This is a genomic window from Lysinibacillus sp. FSL R5-0849, from assembly GCF_038595075.1.
Classification (GTDB): Bacteria; Bacillota; Bacilli; order Bacillales_A; family Planococcaceae; genus Lysinibacillus; species Lysinibacillus fusiformis.
In genome coordinates this window covers 3,313,582-3,334,829 of sequence record NZ_CP152004.1, presented here as the reverse complement: position 1 = coordinate 3,334,829, position 21,248 = coordinate 3,313,582, and the positions used below count along the sequence as shown (strand labels likewise).

Sequence of the window (21,248 nt, the reverse complement as noted above, 5' to 3'; positions counted from 1 at the left end):
ATTATTTATCACCTCTCAAGCTTTTCTCAGTTGCCATGACTTCCTCAACTGAAATATAACGACCATGGTCTTTTTCGAAAGAACGATGGATCATGAAGCCAAATACACCAAGCATACTAATGATGGCTGGCACCCATAGATTGAATACAGCGAAGAATGCTGCAAGGAAGAAGAATCCACTCATCCAGAAAGGTGTGCCTGTATTATTTGGCATGTGAATTTTTTCAATTTTACCTGCTGTAATATCGCGACCTTCTTTTTTCGCGAACCAGAACTCATCTAAGCGAGTAACAGTTGGAACAACTGCAAAGTTGTATTCTGGTACTGGAGAATGAGTAGCCCATTCAAGTGTACGACCTTCCCATACATCTGCCTTTTCATTACGAGGCATATGTTTCCAGCTGTAGTAGATATTGTAAACGATCAGCGCAAAGCCGACTGCAAGTCCTAAAGCACCAACGAATGATAACATGTTCAATGGTCCATAGCCTGTTGATTCTGAGTAAGTGTACATACGACGAGCATAACCATCTAAACCTAAAATGAATAGTGGGAAGAATGTTACGTTGAAGCTGATTGCAATGAACCAGAACGCAGTTTTCCCTAATTTTTCATTTAAACGGAAACCGAACATTTTTGGCCACCAGTAGTGGTAACCTGCAAGTACACCGAATACTGTACCTGGAATTAAAACGTAGTGGAAGTGGGCAACTAAGAACATCGTATTATGATATTGATAGTCAGCACTTGCCATCGCTAGCATTACCCCTGTAACCCCACCAATTGTGAAGATTGGAATAAAGCCAAGAGCATAAAGCATCGGTGTTGTAAATTGAATTTTCCCGTTCCTCATCGTCAGTAGCCAGTTAAATATTTTAACACCGGTTGGAACGGCGATTGCCATTGTTGTAATAGAGAATACGCTGTTTACCATTACCCCGTGACCCATTGTATAGAAGTGGTGGGCCCAAACTACGAATGATAGTAAAGAAATGACAACCATACTCATAACCATTGATTTATAGCCGTACAAGTTTTTACGCGCAAATGTTGCAATGATTTCTGAGAAAATACCGAAAGCAGGTAGAATAACGATATAAACTTCAGGATGTCCCCAAACCCAGAATAGGTTGGCCCAAAGCATATCCATACCGCCGTCTTGCATTGCAAAGAATTTAGTACCGAATTGACGGTCTAACATCATAAGAGCAAGCGCTACAGTTAATACTGGGAATGCGAATACAATAATTACGTTTGTAATTAAAATCGACCAAGTAAACATTGGCATTTTCATTAATTTCATACCAGGTGCACGCATTTTAATAATAGTCGTGATGAAGTTAACACCTGTCATTAATGTACCAATACCTGATAATTGAAGTGCTAAAGAATAATAGTTATTCCCTACAGTCGGACTGAAATCCGTACTGGCAAGAGGGAAGTAGGCTGTCCAACCAGCGTCTGGTGAACCACCGATAATGAATGATAAGTTTAATAAACCAGCACCTGCTGCGAATAGCCAAAAGCTGACAGCATTTAAACGTGGGAAAGCAACGTCACGTGCACCAATTTGAAGTGGGATGACAATGTTCATTAAACCAATAACAAATGGCATCGCCATAAATAAAATCATTAATAAACCGTGTGTTGTGAAAATTTCATTATAATGTTGTGCATCAAGAAGCCCGTTATCCGGAACAGCTGTTTGTGCACGCATTAATAGTGCATCGATACCACCGCGGAATAGCATTAATAATGCTACAGCGATATACATAATCCCGATTTTTTTATGGTCAACAGTTGATAGCCAGTTTTTGTAGAAATAGCCCCATTTTTTGAAATAAGTAAGGCCAGCTACGATAACGACTGCTCCAACTACGATACTAATAGCTGCCGCTAAAATCATCGGTTCTTGCATTGGATGGAATAATTCTTCCATACTCATTGGATGCGCTCCTTTCAAAATTAAAAATTAATATTCTACTCGTTCAAAGTTAAATGTAAATTAATGACCTGAATGTTCATTATTCATATCTTCTTCAGACATGTCACCATGGTCCATGTCACCCATTTTCATGTTTTTACCATGTTCCATTGGGGCAGGGCTGAATTCTAAGTGTGTAGATGAGAAGCTTTGGCGACCAACATGCTCAGCCTTTAATAGCTCATCAAATTTTTCTTCTGTTAATGGTTTTTCTTTTGCTTTAACATCAGCAACCCATTTATCGAAGTCTTCTTGTGTCATAGATTGTGCTTCAAATTCCATTTCTGCAAATCCACGTCCATTGAAGTTAGAGTTACGTCCCATGAATGAACCCACTTCATCTGCTGCAAGGTGGATAGTTGTTAACATATCACTCATGGCATATTTTTGACCTGCTAATTGAGGAATCCAGAAACTTGTAATCGGACCGAATGAGTATAATTTAAACTCAATTGGACGATCCACTGGAAGATTGACATAGTTAACTGTTTCAACACCTTCTTCAGGGTAACTAAAATGCCATTTCCAGTTTGATGATGATGCATAAATTACTAAAGGTTCTTTATCGTCATATCCTGCTGGCTGAGCCTCTACAGTAGATGTTGTTCTTACAGTTACAACAGCCAAGAATGCAACAATAATAATAGGAATTACTGTCCATGTGATTTCTAGAAGATGGCTACCCTCTTCATGAGGTGGCTCATAATCTGCAGATGCTTTTGACGCACGATATTTAGTTAGCATAAAGGCTAAAAGCACATACACGACTAGTAATATAAAGGCCATTGTAATAATGGATAAAATAATTGTGTTTGATAATGTTTCTGCATTTGGTCCTTTAGGATTGAACACTGTTAATGGCTCACATCCAGCAAGTAGTGCAAGGGCACCCAATGCTACAAACATTAAACTTAATTTTTTCTTCATGTTTGACTCCTTTCTATAGAACGGCTATTCATAAAATTCATGTGTTTTTTGTCAGTTCACATTTATAAATAGTGGATACTGAGGTCACCTCTTTTATCTTGGCGTACCAATCAACAACTTAAGAATTTACAATGGCATGGTTCAATATGAAACATAAATCTTGAAGTTGATTGGTCTAATGCAAGCGTTAGCAAAATCAATGATTTGTGCAATCGTTTCACATACGTACATGTCTATAACGATTGTCACAGCTTGTCGTTGTTTGCACATTGGATTATACGCCCTGTTTTTAAGAAAAAACATAATTTTGTTATGAAAATGATAGTAAAGATACATTGAATTTGAACATTTTTTGAACAAAAAACGTTATTTTAGTATTGGTATTTTAAGGTTTTGTTTATTAAACACTGTGGAAACGTTGAAAATACTGCATTCTTCATGTTTACCTAAGTAAATAGTTTTTTTTATGAAAAATTGCATTTCACATTTTGGACGCTGTTTTGTAATAAAATCCGTATCCCATCGGACATAATAATATATTTCATTTGCCTTTTTTCTATAAAAGGAGTAGAAGAAGACTCATTGTGTGGAAACATTAGGATGAACTATCAATGAAAGGAATGATTGAAAAGGGAATAAATGGGGAGTGTTATTAATTATGTTAATATAACAAATAGTTTTCTTGATTATACATAAATTTACATATTTATATTCTATTTGAAAAACAAAAAGCAAACTAAGTAAATTCTTAGTTTGCTAAAATGGTAGAAATTTTTTATGTTTGTGAGAAAGATACGTAACGAATCAGCATTTTTTAGTCAGTCACCAAGCTTGAGCCATTTGGCTACTTGCCCATAGATTGTATTTTGTAGTTTGGGGGCTTTATTATTCATTTTTAAAGAAAAATATAATGTCTTCATGAAGTTTAATGTACAAGTGCGCCCACTAAAAAAGCTATCATTATAACCGTGCGTCATTAAATGCATTTCAAACTTATCAAAGGCTTGTTCAACAAATTCGATCAAAGCTTCCTCCGAGTAGTTTTGTTGTAATAAAGCATCTACTATGTTGATTAATCGCTCTTCTTCATCATTGACATAGACAGTGCCTTTCCACGTGACAAGCTTAAGTGCATGTAAAATGGATGGAGCATATTGCAAATCGAATTTTGGGTGTTTAATAGTCATGGAGGCTAAATCAGCCCCATGTGAAATGCTATGAGCCCATCCTTTATCCTTTACGTAACCTCTTGTATCTTGTTCTAATAATAGATAACGTCCAATTTTTTTAAAGAACGGCTGCAACTCCTCATCTTTTAAAACAAGCATCTCGGCATCCTTTGCAAGTATACCTGCAATAAGCAGTGCAGAGAATGATCTAGTAAAGACACTGTCTGTTGGTGCTTGTCCGATATGTACATATAAAAATTCCTCACTTGTTGCTGTCTCAAATAATAATTGTAATTGTTGTGTGCTTAATAAATTATCACTCAGTAAATCAACAAACGTACGATAAATTAAATGATCACGCAATTCAGCATCAGTTGAGCCAATGTGCGTTAACATCTCCTGTAAGAGCCATTCTCCGTTGTCCTTCATCACTGACTGACGTTCATGCAGTGTCATAGTAGAAAAAGATTGTAGTGTTTCTTTTACATTCATATTTATGTGCCTCCATCATAAGGTTTGTTCTATTATTATAGCTCCTTTTTCAAGCAAATCGACCAATTTGCAATCCTGATGCAGGACGGAAAGACACTTACTATTTGAATCGACAATACAAACACTTTAATGTTTGTGGCTGTTATAATATTATTTCCAGAAACTATAGAAAGTTGTTATGATAGAAACGCAATAAAATGGAAAGGCTTAAATAAGAGTAACAAAAAAAGACATACGATGAAGTATGTCTATCTCTACCTATATTATGGCTGCAGATTTTATACCGATTGGCCATTCAATCAGTGAATGCTGGTTTGTCTTCAGCTCAACGAGAATATTGGTATTTTTTATAGCATCAATAAGCCATTCGCTGTAATGACGATTCGGCTCAGGATGTTGTAAAATTTGATGCATATCTTTTTTGTCCACATGTAACAGCTTGTCATTACATTCGATGTTTACTTTTTGAGGAATAATGGAAAGAGTTTCATTTTGATGCCCAAGTGCAATAGAACCAGGAATTGTTCCAAGAATACGTAAAAGATAAGTGCTAGCTTCTTGCGTATACACATCAATTTTTGTACGTGTTAAAAATTCAAATTCGATCGGATTATCTTGAATAGGTCCGTCCGCTGTAGAAAATGAAATGACTTTAATCGATAATGCCTCGAATGCAGGTGAGATACAATGGTCAAATTCAGTGATTGTATCTAGTAATTGCATGTATTCCACTCCTTATTAAGAACTTGATTTTCTGTATGCAGATAACTAGGAATAGTCTGCGAATTGTAATAAATTTTAGACTATTCTAATTATAATACATTTTATTACAAAATATGAATGTAAAAGCAATTATTTTTTGTAAAAAATAAGAAAATTGTGGATTTTTTAGTAAATAATCGAAATGAAAAATAGAACAGAGGAGGTGAGGGAATTGACAAAACGTAAGCGTCATGTTATTAAACATGACAATATTATTGTTTTTCCAGGCGCTGTCCAAACATTAATACGTGAAGGGCATATGTTTGCTGAAAATTATCAATACGAGAAAGCTGTTGCAAGTTTTGAAAAGGCCTTTATATATGAAACGGGTGATGAATTTGCGCTTAGCGCCTATGCCTTTGCTTTATACGAATTAAAGGATTATGACAAGGCAAAAGGAGTTTGTGAACAGCTTTTTACAATGGGGACAACAATGTATGTGGAAGTCATGGAATTGTATATTACAATTTGCATGCAGTTGAAGGAATATCATCAAGTAGAGACGTTGATCACGACCCTCCTAGAGGAAAGTGTACTGCCAAGTGATCAAGTGGAGAAATTTGAACGATTAAAAAGTCTTAATAGAGAAGTATCCAAAAATCTTGAAAAAAAAGAAAATGCGCAACGGTTTATAGAAGAGCGGGAGTATGAGCTTGAAAAATTTAGTGCACTAGCTGCGAATGAGCAATCTATCAAATTACATCGTCTGATGGATACCAATGTAAGACAGTTAAAAACGGCATTGCAAGCAATTATTGAAAGTACAACCGTCCATCCTTTTGTCCAAAGCTTGGCTTTAATCCTATTAGTTGAACAGGAAGTTTCAATTGATATTACGGTTTCAAAATTGGGGCATTCAAAAACGATAAACCCCGCACAACTATCTTTACCTAATCAATTACCACAATATGGTGAAATAAAAAATATAGTTGAAAGTAAGTTGACACAAGACCCAACGACGTTGGAAATGGTACAATACTTAATGGCGAAACATGCCATTGTCACATTTCCCTTTGAATGGCATCCATTTGAGGCGGAAGATGTTGCCTATAGTTATATAGATTTTGTATCATCAATGCTAGGGAATGTGAAAGAAATGGACTATGAAATCGTAGACTTTTTACAAATGTTAGAAAAGCTAACAGAACTACATTAGGTATGAAAAAAGTTGAAACTATACACATCTATGTTATACTAAAATGGTTGTCAAAATCGTAGTTACGAATGAATTGTCTAACATCCTAAACTTGATTATTTATTTGGAGGTATTTATACATGTCAGCAAAATGGGAAAAACAAGAAGGTAATATCGGTACTCTTACAATTGAAGTACCAGCTGCAGAAGTAGATGCAGCAATGGACCAAGCGTTCAAAAAAGTTGTAAAACAAATTAACGTACCAGGTTTCCGTAAAGGTAAAATGCCTCGTAAAATGTTCGAACAACGTTTCGGTATCGAATCTTTATACCAAGATGCATTAGAAATTATCGTTCCTGATTCTTATGCAAAGGCAATCGATGAAGCTGGAATTATGCCAGTTGATTACCCAGAAATCTCTGGTACAGAAAACTTTGTACATGGTCAAGATTTCTCATTCACTGCACAAGTAACAGTTAAACCAGAACCAAAACTTGGTGACTACAAAGGTCTAGAAGTAGCTAAACTTCCAGTTGAAGTAACTGATGAAGAAGTAGACGCTCAAATTCAAGACCAATTAGCTCGTAAAGCTGAACTTGAAATTAAAGAAGACGAAGCAATCGTTGAAGGCGATACAGCAGTAATCGATTTCGAAGGTTTCGTTGGTGAAGAAGCTTTTGAAGGTGGTAAAGGTGAAGACTATCCACTAGAAATCGGTTCTGGTTCTTTCATTCCTGGTTTTGAAGAGCAATTAACAGGTGTGAAAGCTGGCGAATCTAAAGATGTAGTTGTTACATTCCCAGAAGAATACCATGCTGCTGAATTAGCAGGCAAAGAAGCTACTTTCAAAGTAACAGTGAAAGAAGTTAAAACAAAAGTTCTTCCTGAATTAAATGATGAATTCGCAAAAGAATTAGATTCAGAAGTAGAAAGCGTAGAAGCTTTACGCGCTAAAATTAAAGAACAAACAGAAGCACAAAAAGTAGCAGAATCTGATGCATCTCTTCGTGATGAGCTAGTAGAAAAAGCTTCTGAAAATGCTGAGTTTGAAGTACCAGCAGGAATGATTAACTCTGAAACTGATCGTATGTTGCAAGAGTTTGGTCAACGTCTACAAACACAAGGTATGAACTTAGATCTATACTACCAATTCTCTGGCCAATCTGAAGAAGATTTACGTGGTCAAATGAAAGAAGAAGCAGAAAGCCGTGTACGTGTATCTTTAACACTAGAAGCGATTGCTGAAGCTGAAAAAATTGAAGCAACTGAAGCTGATATTGAAGCAGAATTAGAAAAAATGGCTGCTCAATTCAACATGACAAAAGAGCAAATTACAGGTGCTTTAGGTGGTACAGCAGTACTTGAAAACGACATCAAAATCCAAAAAACAGTTGAATTTTTAGTAGAAAACGCTAAAATTACTGAATAAGATTTTGTGTAATTAGATAGCTAAAAAAAACAAGGTACGGCATTAAACCGTGCCTTGTTTTATCACATCAACTAAAAATCAGTCCCCTTAAAGTTTAGTACGACTCACTTTACACTTCACTTATACATAGTATTGTTTTTATTTTTACACGATGCTCATTTTACTTCATTCTGTAAGATCATAATAAAGACATTAACAATCAACATTTCTTCGAATGAAAAAAGCCTTGGTAGATGAATGTAGTAGATTTATAAATAAAAAGCTATGTAGCTGATCAAGATATCAGTAGTTGATGACAGCTTGAATCTTATATGTCAGTAGTGAAGAACCGAGACCTTAGAAACGAAAGGTCGCGCAAATGGGTTCCTGAAAAATATGCTGCAGACGGCGAATGAAGTAAACAACATGATGTTATAATCTACTTGCATGAATGCGAAGGCATAAATGATGCAGACAATTTATTTGATAAAGGTTCAATAATCTTGTAAGATTGTTGCTTGAATAGGGGTGAAACATATTGTTCAAATTTAATGATGAAAAAGGCAATTTAAAATGCTCATTCTGTGGAAAACCACAAGAACAAGTGCGTAAATTAGTAGCAGGTCCTGGTGTGTATATTTGTGATGAGTGTATTGAGCTTTGTTCAGAAATCGTTGTAGAGGAACTAGGTGTAGAAGAGGAAATCGAATTCCAAGATATCCCGAAACCAAAAGAGATTCTAACGATTTTAGATGAGTATGTAATTGGACAAGAGCGTGCTAAAAAAGCATTAGCAGTTGCGGTTTATAATCACTATAAACGCATCAATACAAACAGTAAAATTGATGATGTTGAACTGGCAAAATCGAACATTGTGTTAATCGGCCCGACTGGTAGCGGTAAAACATTATTAGCTCAAACGTTAGCACGTATATTAAATGTTCCATTCGCGATTGCGGATGCTACTTCATTAACTGAAGCAGGATATGTGGGTGAGGACGTTGAAAATATTTTATTAAAGCTAATCCAATCAGCAGATTATGATATCGAACGCGCTGAAAAAGGTATTATCTATATTGATGAAATCGATAAAGTTGCACGTAAGTCAGAAAACCCATCCATTACACGCGATGTTTCTGGCGAAGGTGTTCAGCAGGCACTTCTAAAGATTTTAGAAGGAACTGTTGCAAGTGTTCCACCACAAGGTGGCCGAAAACATCCTCATCAAGAGTTTTTACAAATCGATACAACCAATATTTTATTCATTGTTGGTGGAGCATTTGATGGCATTGAATCCATCATTAAACGTCGCCAAGGTGAAAAAATAATTGGATTTGGTTCAGATCCGAATATAGTGGACGTAGATGAAGGTTCTATCATGTCTAAGCTGATTCCTGAGGATTTACTGAAATTTGGTCTAATTCCAGAGTTCATTGGTCGATTACCAGTACTTGCTAGCCTAGAGCAATTAAATGAAGCTGCACTAGTACAAATTTTGACAGAGCCTAAAAATGCGTTAGCTAAGCAATATCAGAAAATGCTTGAACTAGACGGTGTTGAGCTTGAGTTTGATGAAGGTGCACTTGCGGAAATTGCGAAGGAAGCAATTGAGCGTAAAACAGGTGCACGTGGTCTTCGTTCAATAATTGAGTCAACGATGCTTGATGTAATGTACGAACTGCCTTCACGTGAAGACGTAAAAAAATGTATCATTACTGCAAAAACAATTACGGATAAAGAAAAACCGAAATTGCTTCTTGAAGATGGCACTGAACTCGATGAAGGTAGCGACACAAAAACTTCAGCATAGCGTATAGATTTGGCTGTCTACCGTTATGAGATAAAGAGTAATTAGCTGACTTCGATTGTGCAATGTTCGCACATATCGACAGTCAGCTTTTTATTCATTCTTACATATTGGCCAACTGACTTGTAGAAATTTTTGGCTCGTTTCAATAACTAGTGTGAATCAGTTTTTTAAACACATACTAGTAGCGCGGGAATTGAACATGAAAATTTTGACGGAGGTGAATACCCGCATGGTAACTATACAAAAAACAACAAATGTACCATTATTACCTTTACGTGGACTTTTAGTATTCCCATCGATGGTGTTACATATTGATGTGGGTAGAAATCGTTCTGTAGCAGCGCTAGAACAGGCAATGTTAGAGGACCAGATGATTTTATTGGTAACACAAAAGGAAATGCACGATGAACAGCCAGAAGAACAAGATTTATACGCGATTGGTACAATGGCTTATGTCAAACAAATGTTAAAATTACCAAATGGCACATTGCGAATTTTAGTTGAGGGAGTCGCGCGTGCATCTTGGAAAAACTATCGTGCCTTAGAAAATTTTACATTTGTTGATATCGACGTAAAAGAGGATTTGTTAGGTAAGGATGTAGAAACGCAAGCTTTAATGCGTACACTATTAACGTATTTTGAAAAATATGCTAAATCCTCTAATAAAATAACAGCCGAGACCATCAACACTGTAGCAGATATTGAGGAACCAGGAAGATTAGCAGACATTATTGCATCACATTTACCATTTAAAATTGCAGATAAGCAAGAAGTGTTGGAAATGCTGAATGTGAAGAAACGACTAGATCACTTAATTATTCGTTTGCACGATGAACAAGAAGTACTCGATCTGGAAAAGAAGATCAATTCAAAAGTGAAGCAATCGATGGAGCGTACGCAAAAAGAATATTATTTACGTGAACAGATGAAGGCTATCCAAACCGAGCTTGGCGACCGTGAAGGAAAAACGGGTGAAGTAGCAGAGTTACGTAAATCAATTGATGCGTCAGGGATGCCTGAGTCAACAAAAGAAGTGGCACTGAAGGAATTAGATAGATATGAAAAAATTCCAGGTGCTAGTGCTGAAAGTGGCGTTATCCGAAATTACATCGATTGGCTCATTTCATTACCTTGGACAAAAGCAACTGAGGATCGCATGAATATTGATCATGCTGAGAACATTTTGAATCGGGATCATGATGGATTAGAAAAAGTTAAAGAACGGGTTCTTGAATATTTAGCTGTCCGTCAGCTGAAAAATTCACTTCGTGGACCGATACTTTGCTTAGCGGGACCTCCAGGTGTGGGGAAAACATCATTAGCTCGCTCTATCGCGGAAAGCTTAGACCGCAAATTTATTCGTATTTCATTAGGTGGGGTTCGTGATGAATCTGAAATTCGTGGGCACCGTCGTACGTATGTAGGAGCTATGCCAGGTCGTATTATCCAAGGAATGAAAAAGGCTGGTACCATTAATCCGGTATTTTTATTAGATGAAATTGATAAAATGTCTAATGACTTTAGAGGAGATCCTGCTGCAGCGATGCTAGAAGTTTTAGATCCTGCGCAAAACAATACATTTAGTGATCACTATATTGAGGAAACATATGATTTATCAAATGTCCTATTTATTGCCACTGCCAATGATTTGAGTAGCATCCCAGGACCATTGTTAGACCGTATGGAAGTAATTTCTATAGCAGGCTATACAGAAATTGAAAAAGCGCAGATTACGAATAATCATTTAATTCCGAAGCAATTGAAAGAACATGGTTTGAAAAAGTCACAAGTTATTATTAAGGATGAAGCCGTAATTGATATTATCCGTTATTATACACGTGAGGCTGGAGTACGTGGTTTAGAACGTCAAATTGCTACGCTTTGTCGTAAAATTGCCAAGATAATTGTCTCGGGTGAGAAAAAACGGGTAACGGTTAACTCGAAATCAATCCAAGAATTGCTTGGTAAACATCGTTTCCGTTACGGACAGGCTGAAAAGGAAAATCAAGTAGGTGTTGCAACTGGTCTTGCTTACACAACAGTTGGTGGCGACACATTACAAATTGAAGTATCCTTAACACCTGGAAAAGGGAAATTGCAACTAACAGGTAAGCTGGGAGATGTCATGAAAGAATCAGCTCAAACAGCCTTATCCTATGTTCGAACAAAAATGGAGAAACTTCAAGTAGATCCAGAATATTTTGATACACATGATATCCATATTCACGTTCCAGAAGGTGCTGTCCCTAAAGACGGGCCATCTGCAGGTATTACAATGGCGACAGCTATTGTCTCTGCAATTCTAAACCGACCGATTCGCAGAGAAGTGGGGATGACAGGTGAGATCACATTACGTGGTCGAGTACTACCAATTGGTGGTTTGAAAGAAAAAACATTAAGTGCTCACCGTGCAGGATTAACAACTATTATTTGTCCACAGGATAATGAACGCGATATAGAAGATATTCCTGACAGTGTCCGTGAGCAACTTACATTTAAACTAGTGTCATCGGCAGATGAAGTATTAGCCTATGCACTGGACGGAGGTATTTAGAAAAATGAAAGTCCATAATGTCGAAATGGTCATTAGTGCGGTAAGACCAGACCAATATCCAGAAGATGGACTGCCAGAATTTGCATTAGCTGGTCGTTCAAATGTAGGGAAATCTTCCTTCATTAATCGAATGATCGGACGTAAAGCTTTAGCGCGTATTTCGTCTAAACCTGGTAAAACACAAACCCTGAACTTTTATAAAATTGAAGAACAATTATTTTTTGTAGATGTTCCGGGCTATGGTTATGCAAAGGTTTCGAAATCAGAGCGTGAAGCGTGGGGAAAAATGATTGAGCGTTACTTTACAGGGCGTCAAGAATTAAAAGCAGTTGTACAAATTATTGATTTGCGTCATCCTCCAACAGCGGATGATCGCATGATGTATGATTTTTTAAAGCATTATAATATTCCTTGCATTGTGATTGCAACGAAGGCAGATAAAATTCCAAAAGGTAAATGGGATAAGCATAAAAAAATTGTCAAAGAGACATTGGAGATGGAAAAAAATGATCCACTTATTGTCTTTTCTTCAGAAACAGGCCTTGGTTTTGAAGAGGCTTGGCGTACTATCGAAAATAGAATGTAAAAAAAAGCATCTATTGGTTCTAATGAATTAGGACTGTAGATGCTTTTTATTTTTACTAATGAAGTATGGAGAAACTTGGAGAATATGCTTGAGAAATAAAAAAATTTGCCGATAAGGTAGATAGGAGGTGGACTGTATGGATATAGCGGCTTTATCGATAGCAATGAATCAAGCGACACTTATGCAAAACGTATCCTTGGCTGTAACAAAACAAGCGATGGATATGCAGCAGCAAAACACAGAACAATTAGTTGAAATGTTAGATGCTCCACATCCGACAGCTGGACATACAATTGATGTTCAGGTCTGAGCAGGCAAGGTAGCTTTAATTGAAAGCTACCTTTACTTTTAAAGTTATCGGTTAAGATAGAAATTGTAACTTTTTGAATGAGAAAAACTACCAATAATACGATATACTATTCATGACTAAAATTTAGCAAGGAGGCAGAATTTTTGAAAAAGATATCATACATACTATCGATTATGTTACTGATGGTTCTAGTTTTTTCCTTTAACCAAACAGCTAAGGCTGCCCAATTAGTAACTGGTACCTTTGTTGATGTAACATATTCAGAATATACCAAGCCAGATGGCACGATAGAAAAGCAACTGAGTAAAGTGACATTGCAAAATGATCGAGGCCGTTCTGTAACCTACAATATTAGTAAGAACACACGCTTATTTATTAATAATACGTCCACAACTATAGAAGGTTTTAAAATGGGCATGGAAGTGGAAGCTGACATTTCTTTAAGAAGTGTTGTGGAACTACGAGGTAAATCTAATTTACCAACAGAAACGAATGTTCCATCAACTGGAGGCAACAGTACCACAATTGCTGGTGTCGTAACAAGTATCGATCCTAATGGATTATTTATTATGGTTAAGCCAGATGTTGGTGCAGAGACTACTTACTATATTAATAAAGAAACCGTTTATCAAAAAAGCTCATCTGCAACGGATATCAGTGCACTATATGTTGGAGATCGAATTAAATTGAGCTTGAAAAATAAAAATACTTCTATTGTTACAAAAATAGCAATAAGTGAAACGGGTACGCTTGTAGAAAACCTATATAAAGGGGAAATACAAGCAGTTAATCCTAATGCCAATAAATTAACTGTCAAAAACCAGCATGCTTTTGTTAACTGGCAATTTGGCTCTCAAATAACTGCAGACCTTTCAACAATGCCTTTTACTTCCAAGGTACCGATATATGTGGGAAATACTAAGGTAGAGAAAGGTCAACTGAAAAATTATATTGGTAGTGAAGCTTACTACGCGACTGTAAAACAATTTGGGAAAGAAGTTATTGAGAAAATTGTAGTATTGAAAAATAATGAACGAACTTATTATGAACCAATGCTATCTGTTGATACAGATTACAAACTGTTAAAACTTAAAACAGCAGGCTCAATGTATTTCCATAATGGAACTATTTTAATTCGTAATGGGCGTTTAATTGAACCGACGGGGCTTATGGCTTATGGTACAGCATTTGTAATTACAGATGGTGCTGCTCGTGATCACTATGCACAAGTAGTGCAAGTGACGAGTGATAGCTTTATGTCTCCAAACTTAGCTGGTCATGAATTATATTATGGACGATTATCTCAAGCTGATGGATACCTTATTGAAATTGACGATGCTATGAAAATAGAATCCAATGTTTTCAAGAAAACAGATCGTACAGTTCTGTCGGTTAGTAATTCAACAAAGGCAAAGGTAGATGACGGAAGTAGAACATATAATGTCATGCCTGATATTGAACTTTATTTATCTGAAGGGGATTATGGTTACTTCTATGTGAAGGATGGTCATGTACAGGCCCTTCATATGTTAGATAATGCCAAACCCGTTGCACCATTAATGCTTACAGGGAAGTTACAATCTGTGAAATCTACGTATCCTGCTGTTATAAACGTCAAGAGTGTTAGTCAATGGCAAAATGGCCATTGGTATGAAGCAGGTGAGATGATTAATATGAATATTGATCAAGCGACACTGATAAAAGCAGGTAAAGTGATTCAGGCATCTGATTTACAGCCATCGGATCGTTTAGTTGTACTATCGGATCGATTTGTAAAGGGACATTTTATTTTAGTAGATTAATGTCAATAACAAACTAAAATCTGCGAGTCTAATGCGAATAGTATTAGCAAAAAGGCGATGTATTCATAATCTAAAAAAGGAATCTTCGCTTCGGCTTATGGGCTAAATTGTCAATACTTTCGAAAGATAAGCAGATTTTTGCTTTAGAAATTTTTAAAGCTAGCATCATGATTCACTTTATGTACAGTGAAAGAGAGGATAAGCGCATGCCAAAAAATTGGTCAAAATTAGTGTTAGTCATTCTGGCTATTTTTGTAATTAATTCGATTACACCATTCCATGCATCAGCTGCTTCATTAGAAACAACAGGTGCCGTGAAAAATGAATATACATATGAGGAAGCGGTATTTCTTTCAGGATCACCCGTCATTTTCAAAGGAACAAGTAAAGATATTAAAATTACACAAAAAGAATCGAAGGGCAAATTAACTGAAACGTATAGTATGAAGTTAACTGGCAACAATGGCGCAACATTAACAAGAAACATTGCCTACGAGTCAGATGTTGTGGATTATGCAAGTATTGGTCAAAAAACTTCTAATGGAGAGGTTAAGAAATATACTGAAAAAATTACAATCGGATCGATTACTTATTCTTTAGTCGATTATCAATTTTCCCAAGGAACTGTTACAGATAATCGGGCAGCTTCTGATTATTACTCGGGAAATGTAATTTCAAGAAAGACCTATGCCTATGAAACTGGCAAAGGGAAAAATGCGGTTCAAAACACCATAACGATTGAAACTGATAGCAGACATGCAGGCTATGAAAACTTTTGGGGAGCAACTGAAACACAAATCACAGAGTCTGTATATTCATTCAGTGATGGTAAGACAAGCCATGTAAAAAATCGCGTATCTACTAGTAAATCACGTATCCTGAATTACGAGGAGAACCTAGGTACTTTAGGTAGCTTCGAAGGTGGCTATGCCGTTGTCAGTGAAAAGGACGTTATATCGGAGTACACTTATAATTTAGCTTCTGGACAAAAAGGTACACTGGATTTAGATACAGAATATATGCCAACTATTGAACGTCTTATTATTCCTAAATTTCGGGACTTAACAAATCATTATGCGAAAGAAGCAATTGAGAAACTGTATTCTCTAGGTATTTATTCAGATTCAAGTAATTTCTTCTCTCCTAAAACACCAATGAAACGCATTGATTTTACTACAGCCATTGGTAAAGCGGTTGACCTACGCGTGTTTGAAGAAAAGAAATCAAGAAAAGCTCCTACTACAAGTGTCTTTAAGGATTTAAAACGATCTACTAAAGACTATTTCTATATTGAATCAGCTTTAAATAAAGGGATCATTAAAGGGGTTTCAGCGGATTACTTCATGCCTGATGGTGCTATCACAAGAGCACAGGCGGCAACTATCTTTGTTCGTGCCTTAGGCCTGGAAAATAGAGCGCCGAATCCTGGCTTTTTAACGAAATTTACGGATGACAACCAAATTCCAAACTATGCAAGAGATGGTATCTATATTGCCAATGAGCTTGGATTGATGATTGGCGATTCTGCTGGACGTTTTAATCCAAATAAACCACTGTCTCGAGCAGAAGCTTCCGTTGTTCTAGAACGTTTCTTGAAATATTTAGAAGATGACTTGAAACAAAATTATCGTGATGACATATTGTTCTTTAACTAAAGAAAGGACTGAACAACCATGACATATGTAAAAAAAGCATTGCTTACTATGCTGTGCTTCATGCTGCTTTTGATGACAGCAACACCTGTTGTTACGCAAGCAGCTACAACAATTAGAGATGTTCCGACGAATAGTAGTAATTACAAAGCCATTTCTTGGGCGGTTGACAATGAATTGATGTCTTTGAACAATGCCAATAACTTTTTACCGAGTGAGCAAGTGACAGATCGAGAGCTTGTCCTCATGTTTGCGAAGCTAGATCGTAACTATCCATTATCTTATATTGATAGTGTGGCTTATAACTTTTATAGTGATTTTTATTTACCGTTTAATGGAACACATGTAAATGCCAATCGATCAAAAGCGATTACTCGTGGTCAATTTGCACAAATTTATGCCGCTTTTAAAGGATTGGATTTAGATGAACCACAAGCTGTTCAATATTTATATTCAAACAATTTATCGACAAGTAGTTCAGGTAAAAAAACATTTGCAAGCTTTAATCCATCAACAAAATTAACGCGTGGTGATGTAGCGACATTATTATATAGAGCAGTCCAAAATGGTAACTTTGCCGTACAAGGATTAACGCGAAGTGCAGCTGGTCGTGATAATGATAGTATTACATTACCTCCAGGATTCATGGGCTCCAATAGTGCGGATTTTGAAGAACCAAAGGATAACTCCAATGATTTTACTGGACCTGATTATGTAAATAATGCATTGCAAAGCATTGTAGTGGAAAAACCAGATTTAATTGCGAATGAAGTGGATTCAACACTTGTGACTGTATCTTTAAAGGCTTGTAATGGAGACCCTATTGCGGATGATAAATCTTATACATTCCGTGTGACGTCAACTTACGGTACGATTATCGATACTTCCGGCGAAGCGGTTAGAACCGTCCAATCTGATGGTTCGACTGTATCAGCTATTGTTGTAGCGCCAAAATTAACAAAATCTGCTCGTGATACCATTTCCTTTGAATTGGTTAATAACACAGATCCAGCAATGAAGTGTCTTGTGGGGCAAAAATTAAAAGCAGAGGTGCGTTATTCACCACAACCTGAATTGCGTATAGATTACCAAGTCTATGATCCTACTAATACAGATGATGATAATGGGAATGTGACACCACCGTATATTCCATATGAGAAGTTGCCAGAGTTCTTCACACAAAACATAATTGATGTGTATTCACCAATTCCATTGAAGTATGATGGGGATAAAAAGCTATTTAGTATTGGGCAGCAAACTAATGTAACAGACGCCTTGGGCAATGTTCAAAATGTTTATTTACGTTACGGAGGCTCAGACCCTAGATATCCAGCACTAGGGTATGAAAATGCTATTTTACAATTTGAAAACTACAATATTTCTGTTTACCTTTTTGAGGAACTGTTAAATCGTCGTTTAGATAATTCTGTCACATCGCCAGCTAAAACTGAAATTATGTATATGATTTCTGAAGATGGCCGTCCGATTTATCGTGTTCAAGGGATTGATGATGAAATCGCCTCTCAGGTAGAAAACATTAATCCAGTTGGAGCTATCATCCAGCTTATGAACCATATGCCAGAAGAAAAAAAATTGACACTTGAACATTATGATAGTGTCATGAAAATTTATTCTATTTTTACAAACTTAAGTAACTATGATCGTACGGTGTTATTAAAATATCAAGGCGGGAAGCTACTTGGACAAGTAGAGGCTTATAAAAAACGAGTAGAGGCATTGAAAGAAAGTGCTGATGCTGCCTCTAGACCATCGGGCAAGGATCGCTATACAAAAGTCATGGTGACGTTAGTTCGTCCTGGTGGAGAACCAGTTACGGATTATCAAGGAACAGTCAAAATCAAGTATGATGGAGTGGAAAAAACAGCTTCATTTATTACGAATACTTCAGATCCATTAAACAATACAGGCAGTCCAGGTACAGCTGTTGCATACTTTGACTCTATCATCTATGGCAAATCCAAAGTAGAAGCAACCCTTGTCAATCCGATAGACCCTCGTTATGCAACGATTTTGAAGGGTTTAAAAGATAAAACAGTAACCAAAGATATTTTTACTAATCCGTACTTCAGTAAAAATTCATGTTCATTAGCAACAGAAGTTGCTTATGTAGTGGATTATTCTTCTTCTATGAAGGCTGTTGATCCAACTAATTATCGTGGCAAGAAAATGATTGAATTTATCAATCAATTGAAGGCGAAAAATAACATCGTCATCGAAACAAACACAAAGTCAACAATTCTTGGTGAGGGTACAACAGATGCTGTATTGAAGAAAGACCTTTATAAAGCGTCTAAAGAGAAAGGTGCTACGGATATTTTTGCAGGTATTGATATTGCATTAACGAAATTCTCAAACGATACAAAAACGGCTAAAGCTATTGTGGTTGTATCTGATGGGAAAACAAGTAAATCAAAAATGACAAAAGTGATCAATGAAGCGAAAAAGCAAGGTGTGAAAATATACACAGTAAGTATGGGCAAGAAATCACAAATAAATGATGCTACTTTAATGCAAGTGTCTACAGAAACTGGCGGAGCTTATTATCACGCGCTTGATAATTTACAATTGCATCAGGTGTTCCAAAAGTTAATTGATGCGATTTTATGTAAAACTCCGGCATCAAGCTGTATCAACCCGGATGATTTATTTGAAGATGCAAATGTATCATTACGAAAAGGCTATCTTACAATGAGTGCTCGTATTGATGGTAATTGTCCAAACGTTGCGAGAATTAATGTACGTTATAAATCGATTAGTGGTGATGTACAATTCGAGTTGCTAAAACGTAGTGATCATGTGTTTATGTTAACGAAAACAGTACAAACTATGCAGGACTTTAAAGTTAATAATGAAATTGATTTGATCGCATATGATAAAGATGGAAATATTATTTCAATGAAAACTATTTCTATAACAAATTAATGATGAAAACTGCCTCCTATTGCGGGGCAGTTTTTTAATTTGAAACAAAACGTATAATTTGTTACACTTAGTTTATAATAATTCTAATGTAGATGACGAAATGCAGTTCTTCATGACATGTTCACAAATTATAGATGAACTATTGTCGAACTGTGCTATAATGAAATTTGTGAATTAGAACGTGTGAGGTGTTATTCATGCATACCATCGTAGTAGGCTTGAATTATAAAACAGCGCCTGTTGAAATAAGAGAGAAGTTATCATTCATTGAGAGTGAACTACCTCAGGCAATGGAAGCGCTGCAAAAGCAGAAAAGTATTTTAGAAAACGTTATTGTTTCGACATGTAACCGTACAGAAATTTATGCTGTTGTGGATCAATTGCATACTGGACGTCATTTTGTGAAACAATTTTTAGCTGATTGGTTTGACTTGCCTGTGGAGACATTTTCTTCGTATTTAACAATTCGTGAAGAGGATGAGGCAGTCGAACATTTATTTAAAGTGACAGCTGGGATCGATTCAATGGTTCTAGGTGAAACGCAAATTTTAGGGCAAGTAAAAAAAAGCTTTTTAAGTGGACAAGAGATTGGCACGACAGGAACGGTTTACAATCAACTATTTAAACAAGCGGTAACATTTGCAAAGCGAGCACATAATGAAACAGCTATCGGCGAGAATGCGGTATCAGTTTCTTATGCAGCAGTAGAATTAGCAAAGAAAATTTTTGGCTCTTTACAACGCAAGCATGTAGCTATTCTAGGTGCAGGGAAAATGGGGGAGCTTGCGATTGAAAACCTCTACGGCAGTGGAGTAGGAAAAGTAACAGTAATTAACCGTACGTTTGAAAAGGCGGAAAGTCTAGCTGCAAAATTCCATGGTCAAGCTAAATCAATGAAGGAATTACAGTGCTCCTTATTAGAAGCAGATATTTTAATTACATCGACTGGTGCAACTGATTATGTCATTGATTATGAGCTCATGCAATTCGTGGAACGTTTACGTAAAGGGAAACCATTATTTATGGTAGATATCGCTGTTCCTCGTGATATCGATCCACGTGTTGGCGATTTACCAAATGTTTTCTTATATGATATTGATGATTTACAAGGTATTGTCGAAGCCAATTTAGCGGAACGCGAACGTGCTGCTGCTGATATTACGGATATGATTGGGCATGAAGTGCTCCAATTTAAAGATTGGGTGTCTACGCTTGGTGTCGTACCTGTGATTTCTGCATTACGGAAAAAAGCAAATCGTATTCAAGAAGAGACCATGACTAGTATCGAGAATAAAATGCCAGATTTAACGGAACGTGAACGTAAAATTTTAAGTAAACATACAAAATCAATTATTAATCAATTGTTAAAAGAGCCAATCTTACAAGCTAAAGAAATGGCTAATTCACCAAAAGCAAATGAACAGTTACGTTTATTCCAACAAATTTTTGGTATAGAAGAAGCTGTGGAAGCTGAAGTTCAAGAGATGACGAAGCAAGAGCTTGAGCGTAAAGAACGCGCACAGGCAACTCAAACTTCTGCTGAACCAAAGTATTCTTTCTAAATAATCTAATGCGTTTTGTACACTGAAGTTGTACGAAGTGGTGTTGCGCTATTGGATTCTCTACTGATATTACATGAGGCGTTTTCGTATCTGTATGGTAAACTTAGGATACGAAAACGTTTTTTGTTTTCTTATTTATAGCTTTACAATT

The 21,248-nt window shown here is 36.4% G+C and carries 14 protein-coding genes; 10 read left to right on the top strand and 4 right to left on the bottom strand.

Annotation, left to right across the window (positions count from 1 at the left end):
- Nucleotide 1 precedes the first annotated feature (1 nt).
- From qoxB to MKY80_RS16360, 4 genes are all read right to left on the bottom strand, one after another.
- On the bottom strand, nt 2-1,945 hold the full coding sequence (gene qoxB, locus MKY80_RS16375; protein ID WP_089986698.1) for a cytochrome aa3 quinol oxidase subunit I: 1,944 nt from the start codon (nt 1,943-1,945) through the stop codon (nt 2-4).
- A 60-nt stretch (nt 1,946-2,005) separates the two neighbouring features.
- Nucleotides 2,006-2,911 (bottom strand): cytochrome aa3 quinol oxidase subunit II, encoded by a 906-nt coding sequence (qoxA, locus tag MKY80_RS16370; RefSeq protein ID WP_008180850.1) that lies wholly within the window; start codon nt 2,909-2,911, stop codon nt 2,006-2,008.
- A gap of 818 nt (nt 2,912-3,729) precedes the next feature.
- Complete coding sequence (locus MKY80_RS16365; protein WP_171365518.1) at nt 3,730-4,572, bottom strand: DUF2785 domain-containing protein; 843 nt, start codon at nt 4,570-4,572, stop codon at nt 3,730-3,732.
- 258 nt (nt 4,573-4,830) lie between these two features.
- Nucleotides 4,831-5,295 (bottom strand): hypothetical protein, encoded by a 465-nt coding sequence (locus MKY80_RS16360; RefSeq protein WP_008180854.1) that lies wholly within the window; start codon nt 5,293-5,295, stop codon nt 4,831-4,833.
- Between the two features lie 202 nt (nt 5,296-5,497).
- Here MKY80_RS16360 and MKY80_RS16355 point away from each other — a divergent pair, with 202 nt between their 5' ends.
- From MKY80_RS16355 to hemA, 10 genes are all read left to right on the top strand, one after another.
- Complete coding sequence (locus tag MKY80_RS16355; RefSeq protein WP_342533070.1) at nt 5,498-6,490, top strand: DUF3196 family protein; 993 nt, start codon at nt 5,498-5,500, stop codon at nt 6,488-6,490.
- 119 nt (nt 6,491-6,609) lie between these two features.
- On the top strand, nt 6,610-7,899 hold the full coding sequence (tig, locus tag MKY80_RS16350; RefSeq protein WP_036119311.1) for a trigger factor: 1,290 nt from the start codon (nt 6,610-6,612) through the stop codon (nt 7,897-7,899).
- A 517-nt stretch (nt 7,900-8,416) separates the two neighbouring features.
- On the top strand, nt 8,417-9,688 hold the full coding sequence (gene clpX, locus MKY80_RS16345; RefSeq protein WP_008180649.1) for an ATP-dependent protease ATP-binding subunit ClpX: 1,272 nt from the start codon (nt 8,417-8,419) through the stop codon (nt 9,686-9,688).
- Between the two features lie 229 nt (nt 9,689-9,917).
- Nucleotides 9,918-12,242: an endopeptidase La gene (lon, locus tag MKY80_RS16340; protein WP_043990746.1), complete on the top strand. Its 2,325-nt coding sequence runs from the start codon at nt 9,918-9,920 to the stop codon at nt 12,240-12,242.
- A gap of 4 nt (nt 12,243-12,246) precedes the next feature.
- Nucleotides 12,247-12,828 (top strand): ribosome biogenesis GTP-binding protein YihA/YsxC, encoded by a 582-nt coding sequence (gene yihA, locus MKY80_RS16335; RefSeq protein ID WP_008180654.1) that lies wholly within the window; start codon nt 12,247-12,249, stop codon nt 12,826-12,828.
- Between the two features lie 136 nt (nt 12,829-12,964).
- Nucleotides 12,965-13,138, top strand: coding sequence for a YjfB family protein (locus MKY80_RS16330; protein WP_008180656.1), 174 nt, complete (start codon nt 12,965-12,967; stop codon nt 13,136-13,138).
- 143 nt (nt 13,139-13,281) lie between these two features.
- Nucleotides 13,282-14,940, top strand: coding sequence for a DUF5666 domain-containing protein (locus tag MKY80_RS16325; protein WP_043990747.1), 1,659 nt, complete (start codon nt 13,282-13,284; stop codon nt 14,938-14,940).
- Between the two features lie 206 nt (nt 14,941-15,146).
- Nucleotides 15,147-16,595 (top strand): S-layer homology domain-containing protein, encoded by a 1,449-nt coding sequence (locus MKY80_RS16320; protein WP_043990748.1) that lies wholly within the window; start codon nt 15,147-15,149, stop codon nt 16,593-16,595.
- 18 nt (nt 16,596-16,613) lie between these two features.
- Nucleotides 16,614-19,535 carry a VWA domain-containing protein gene (locus MKY80_RS16315; RefSeq protein ID WP_342530248.1) on the top strand — a complete coding sequence of 974 codons (2,922 nt, stop codon included), beginning with the start codon at nt 16,614-16,616 and terminating at the stop codon, nt 19,533-19,535.
- Between the two features lie 197 nt (nt 19,536-19,732).
- The gene (hemA, locus tag MKY80_RS16310; protein ID WP_008180664.1) at nt 19,733-21,097 is read left to right on the top strand and encodes a glutamyl-tRNA reductase; all 1,365 of its coding nucleotides are present in this window, start codon (nt 19,733-19,735) and stop codon (nt 21,095-21,097) included.
- Nucleotides 21,098-21,248 lie beyond the last annotated feature (151 nt).

Bases quoted from the DNA above. Each gene is read 5' to 3' on its own strand.
- qoxB (WP_089986698.1), bottom strand. From the start codon at position 1,945: ATGAGTATGGAAGAATTATTCCATCCAATGCAAGAACCGATGATTTTA.
- qoxA (WP_008180850.1), bottom strand. From the start codon at position 2,911: ATGAAGAAAAAATTAAGTTTAATGTTTGTAGCATTGGGTGCCCTTGCA.
- MKY80_RS16365 (WP_171365518.1), bottom strand. From the start codon at position 4,572: ATGAATGTAAAAGAAACACTACAATCTTTTTCTACTATGACACTGCAT.
- MKY80_RS16360 (WP_008180854.1), bottom strand. From the start codon at position 5,295: ATGCAATTACTAGATACAATCACTGAATTTGACCATTGTATCTCACCT.
- tig (WP_036119311.1), top strand. From the start codon at position 6,610: ATGTCAGCAAAATGGGAAAAACAAGAAGGTAATATCGGTACTCTTACA.
- lon (WP_043990746.1), top strand. From the start codon at position 9,918: ATGGTAACTATACAAAAAACAACAAATGTACCATTATTACCTTTACGT.
- yihA (WP_008180654.1), top strand. From the start codon at position 12,247: ATGAAAGTCCATAATGTCGAAATGGTCATTAGTGCGGTAAGACCAGAC.
- MKY80_RS16330 (WP_008180656.1), top strand. From the start codon at position 12,965: ATGGATATAGCGGCTTTATCGATAGCAATGAATCAAGCGACACTTATG.
- MKY80_RS16320 (WP_043990748.1), top strand. From the start codon at position 15,147: ATGCCAAAAAATTGGTCAAAATTAGTGTTAGTCATTCTGGCTATTTTT.
- MKY80_RS16315 (WP_342530248.1), top strand. From the start codon at position 16,614: ATGACATATGTAAAAAAAGCATTGCTTACTATGCTGTGCTTCATGCTG.
- hemA (WP_008180664.1), top strand. From the start codon at position 19,733: ATGCATACCATCGTAGTAGGCTTGAATTATAAAACAGCGCCTGTTGAA.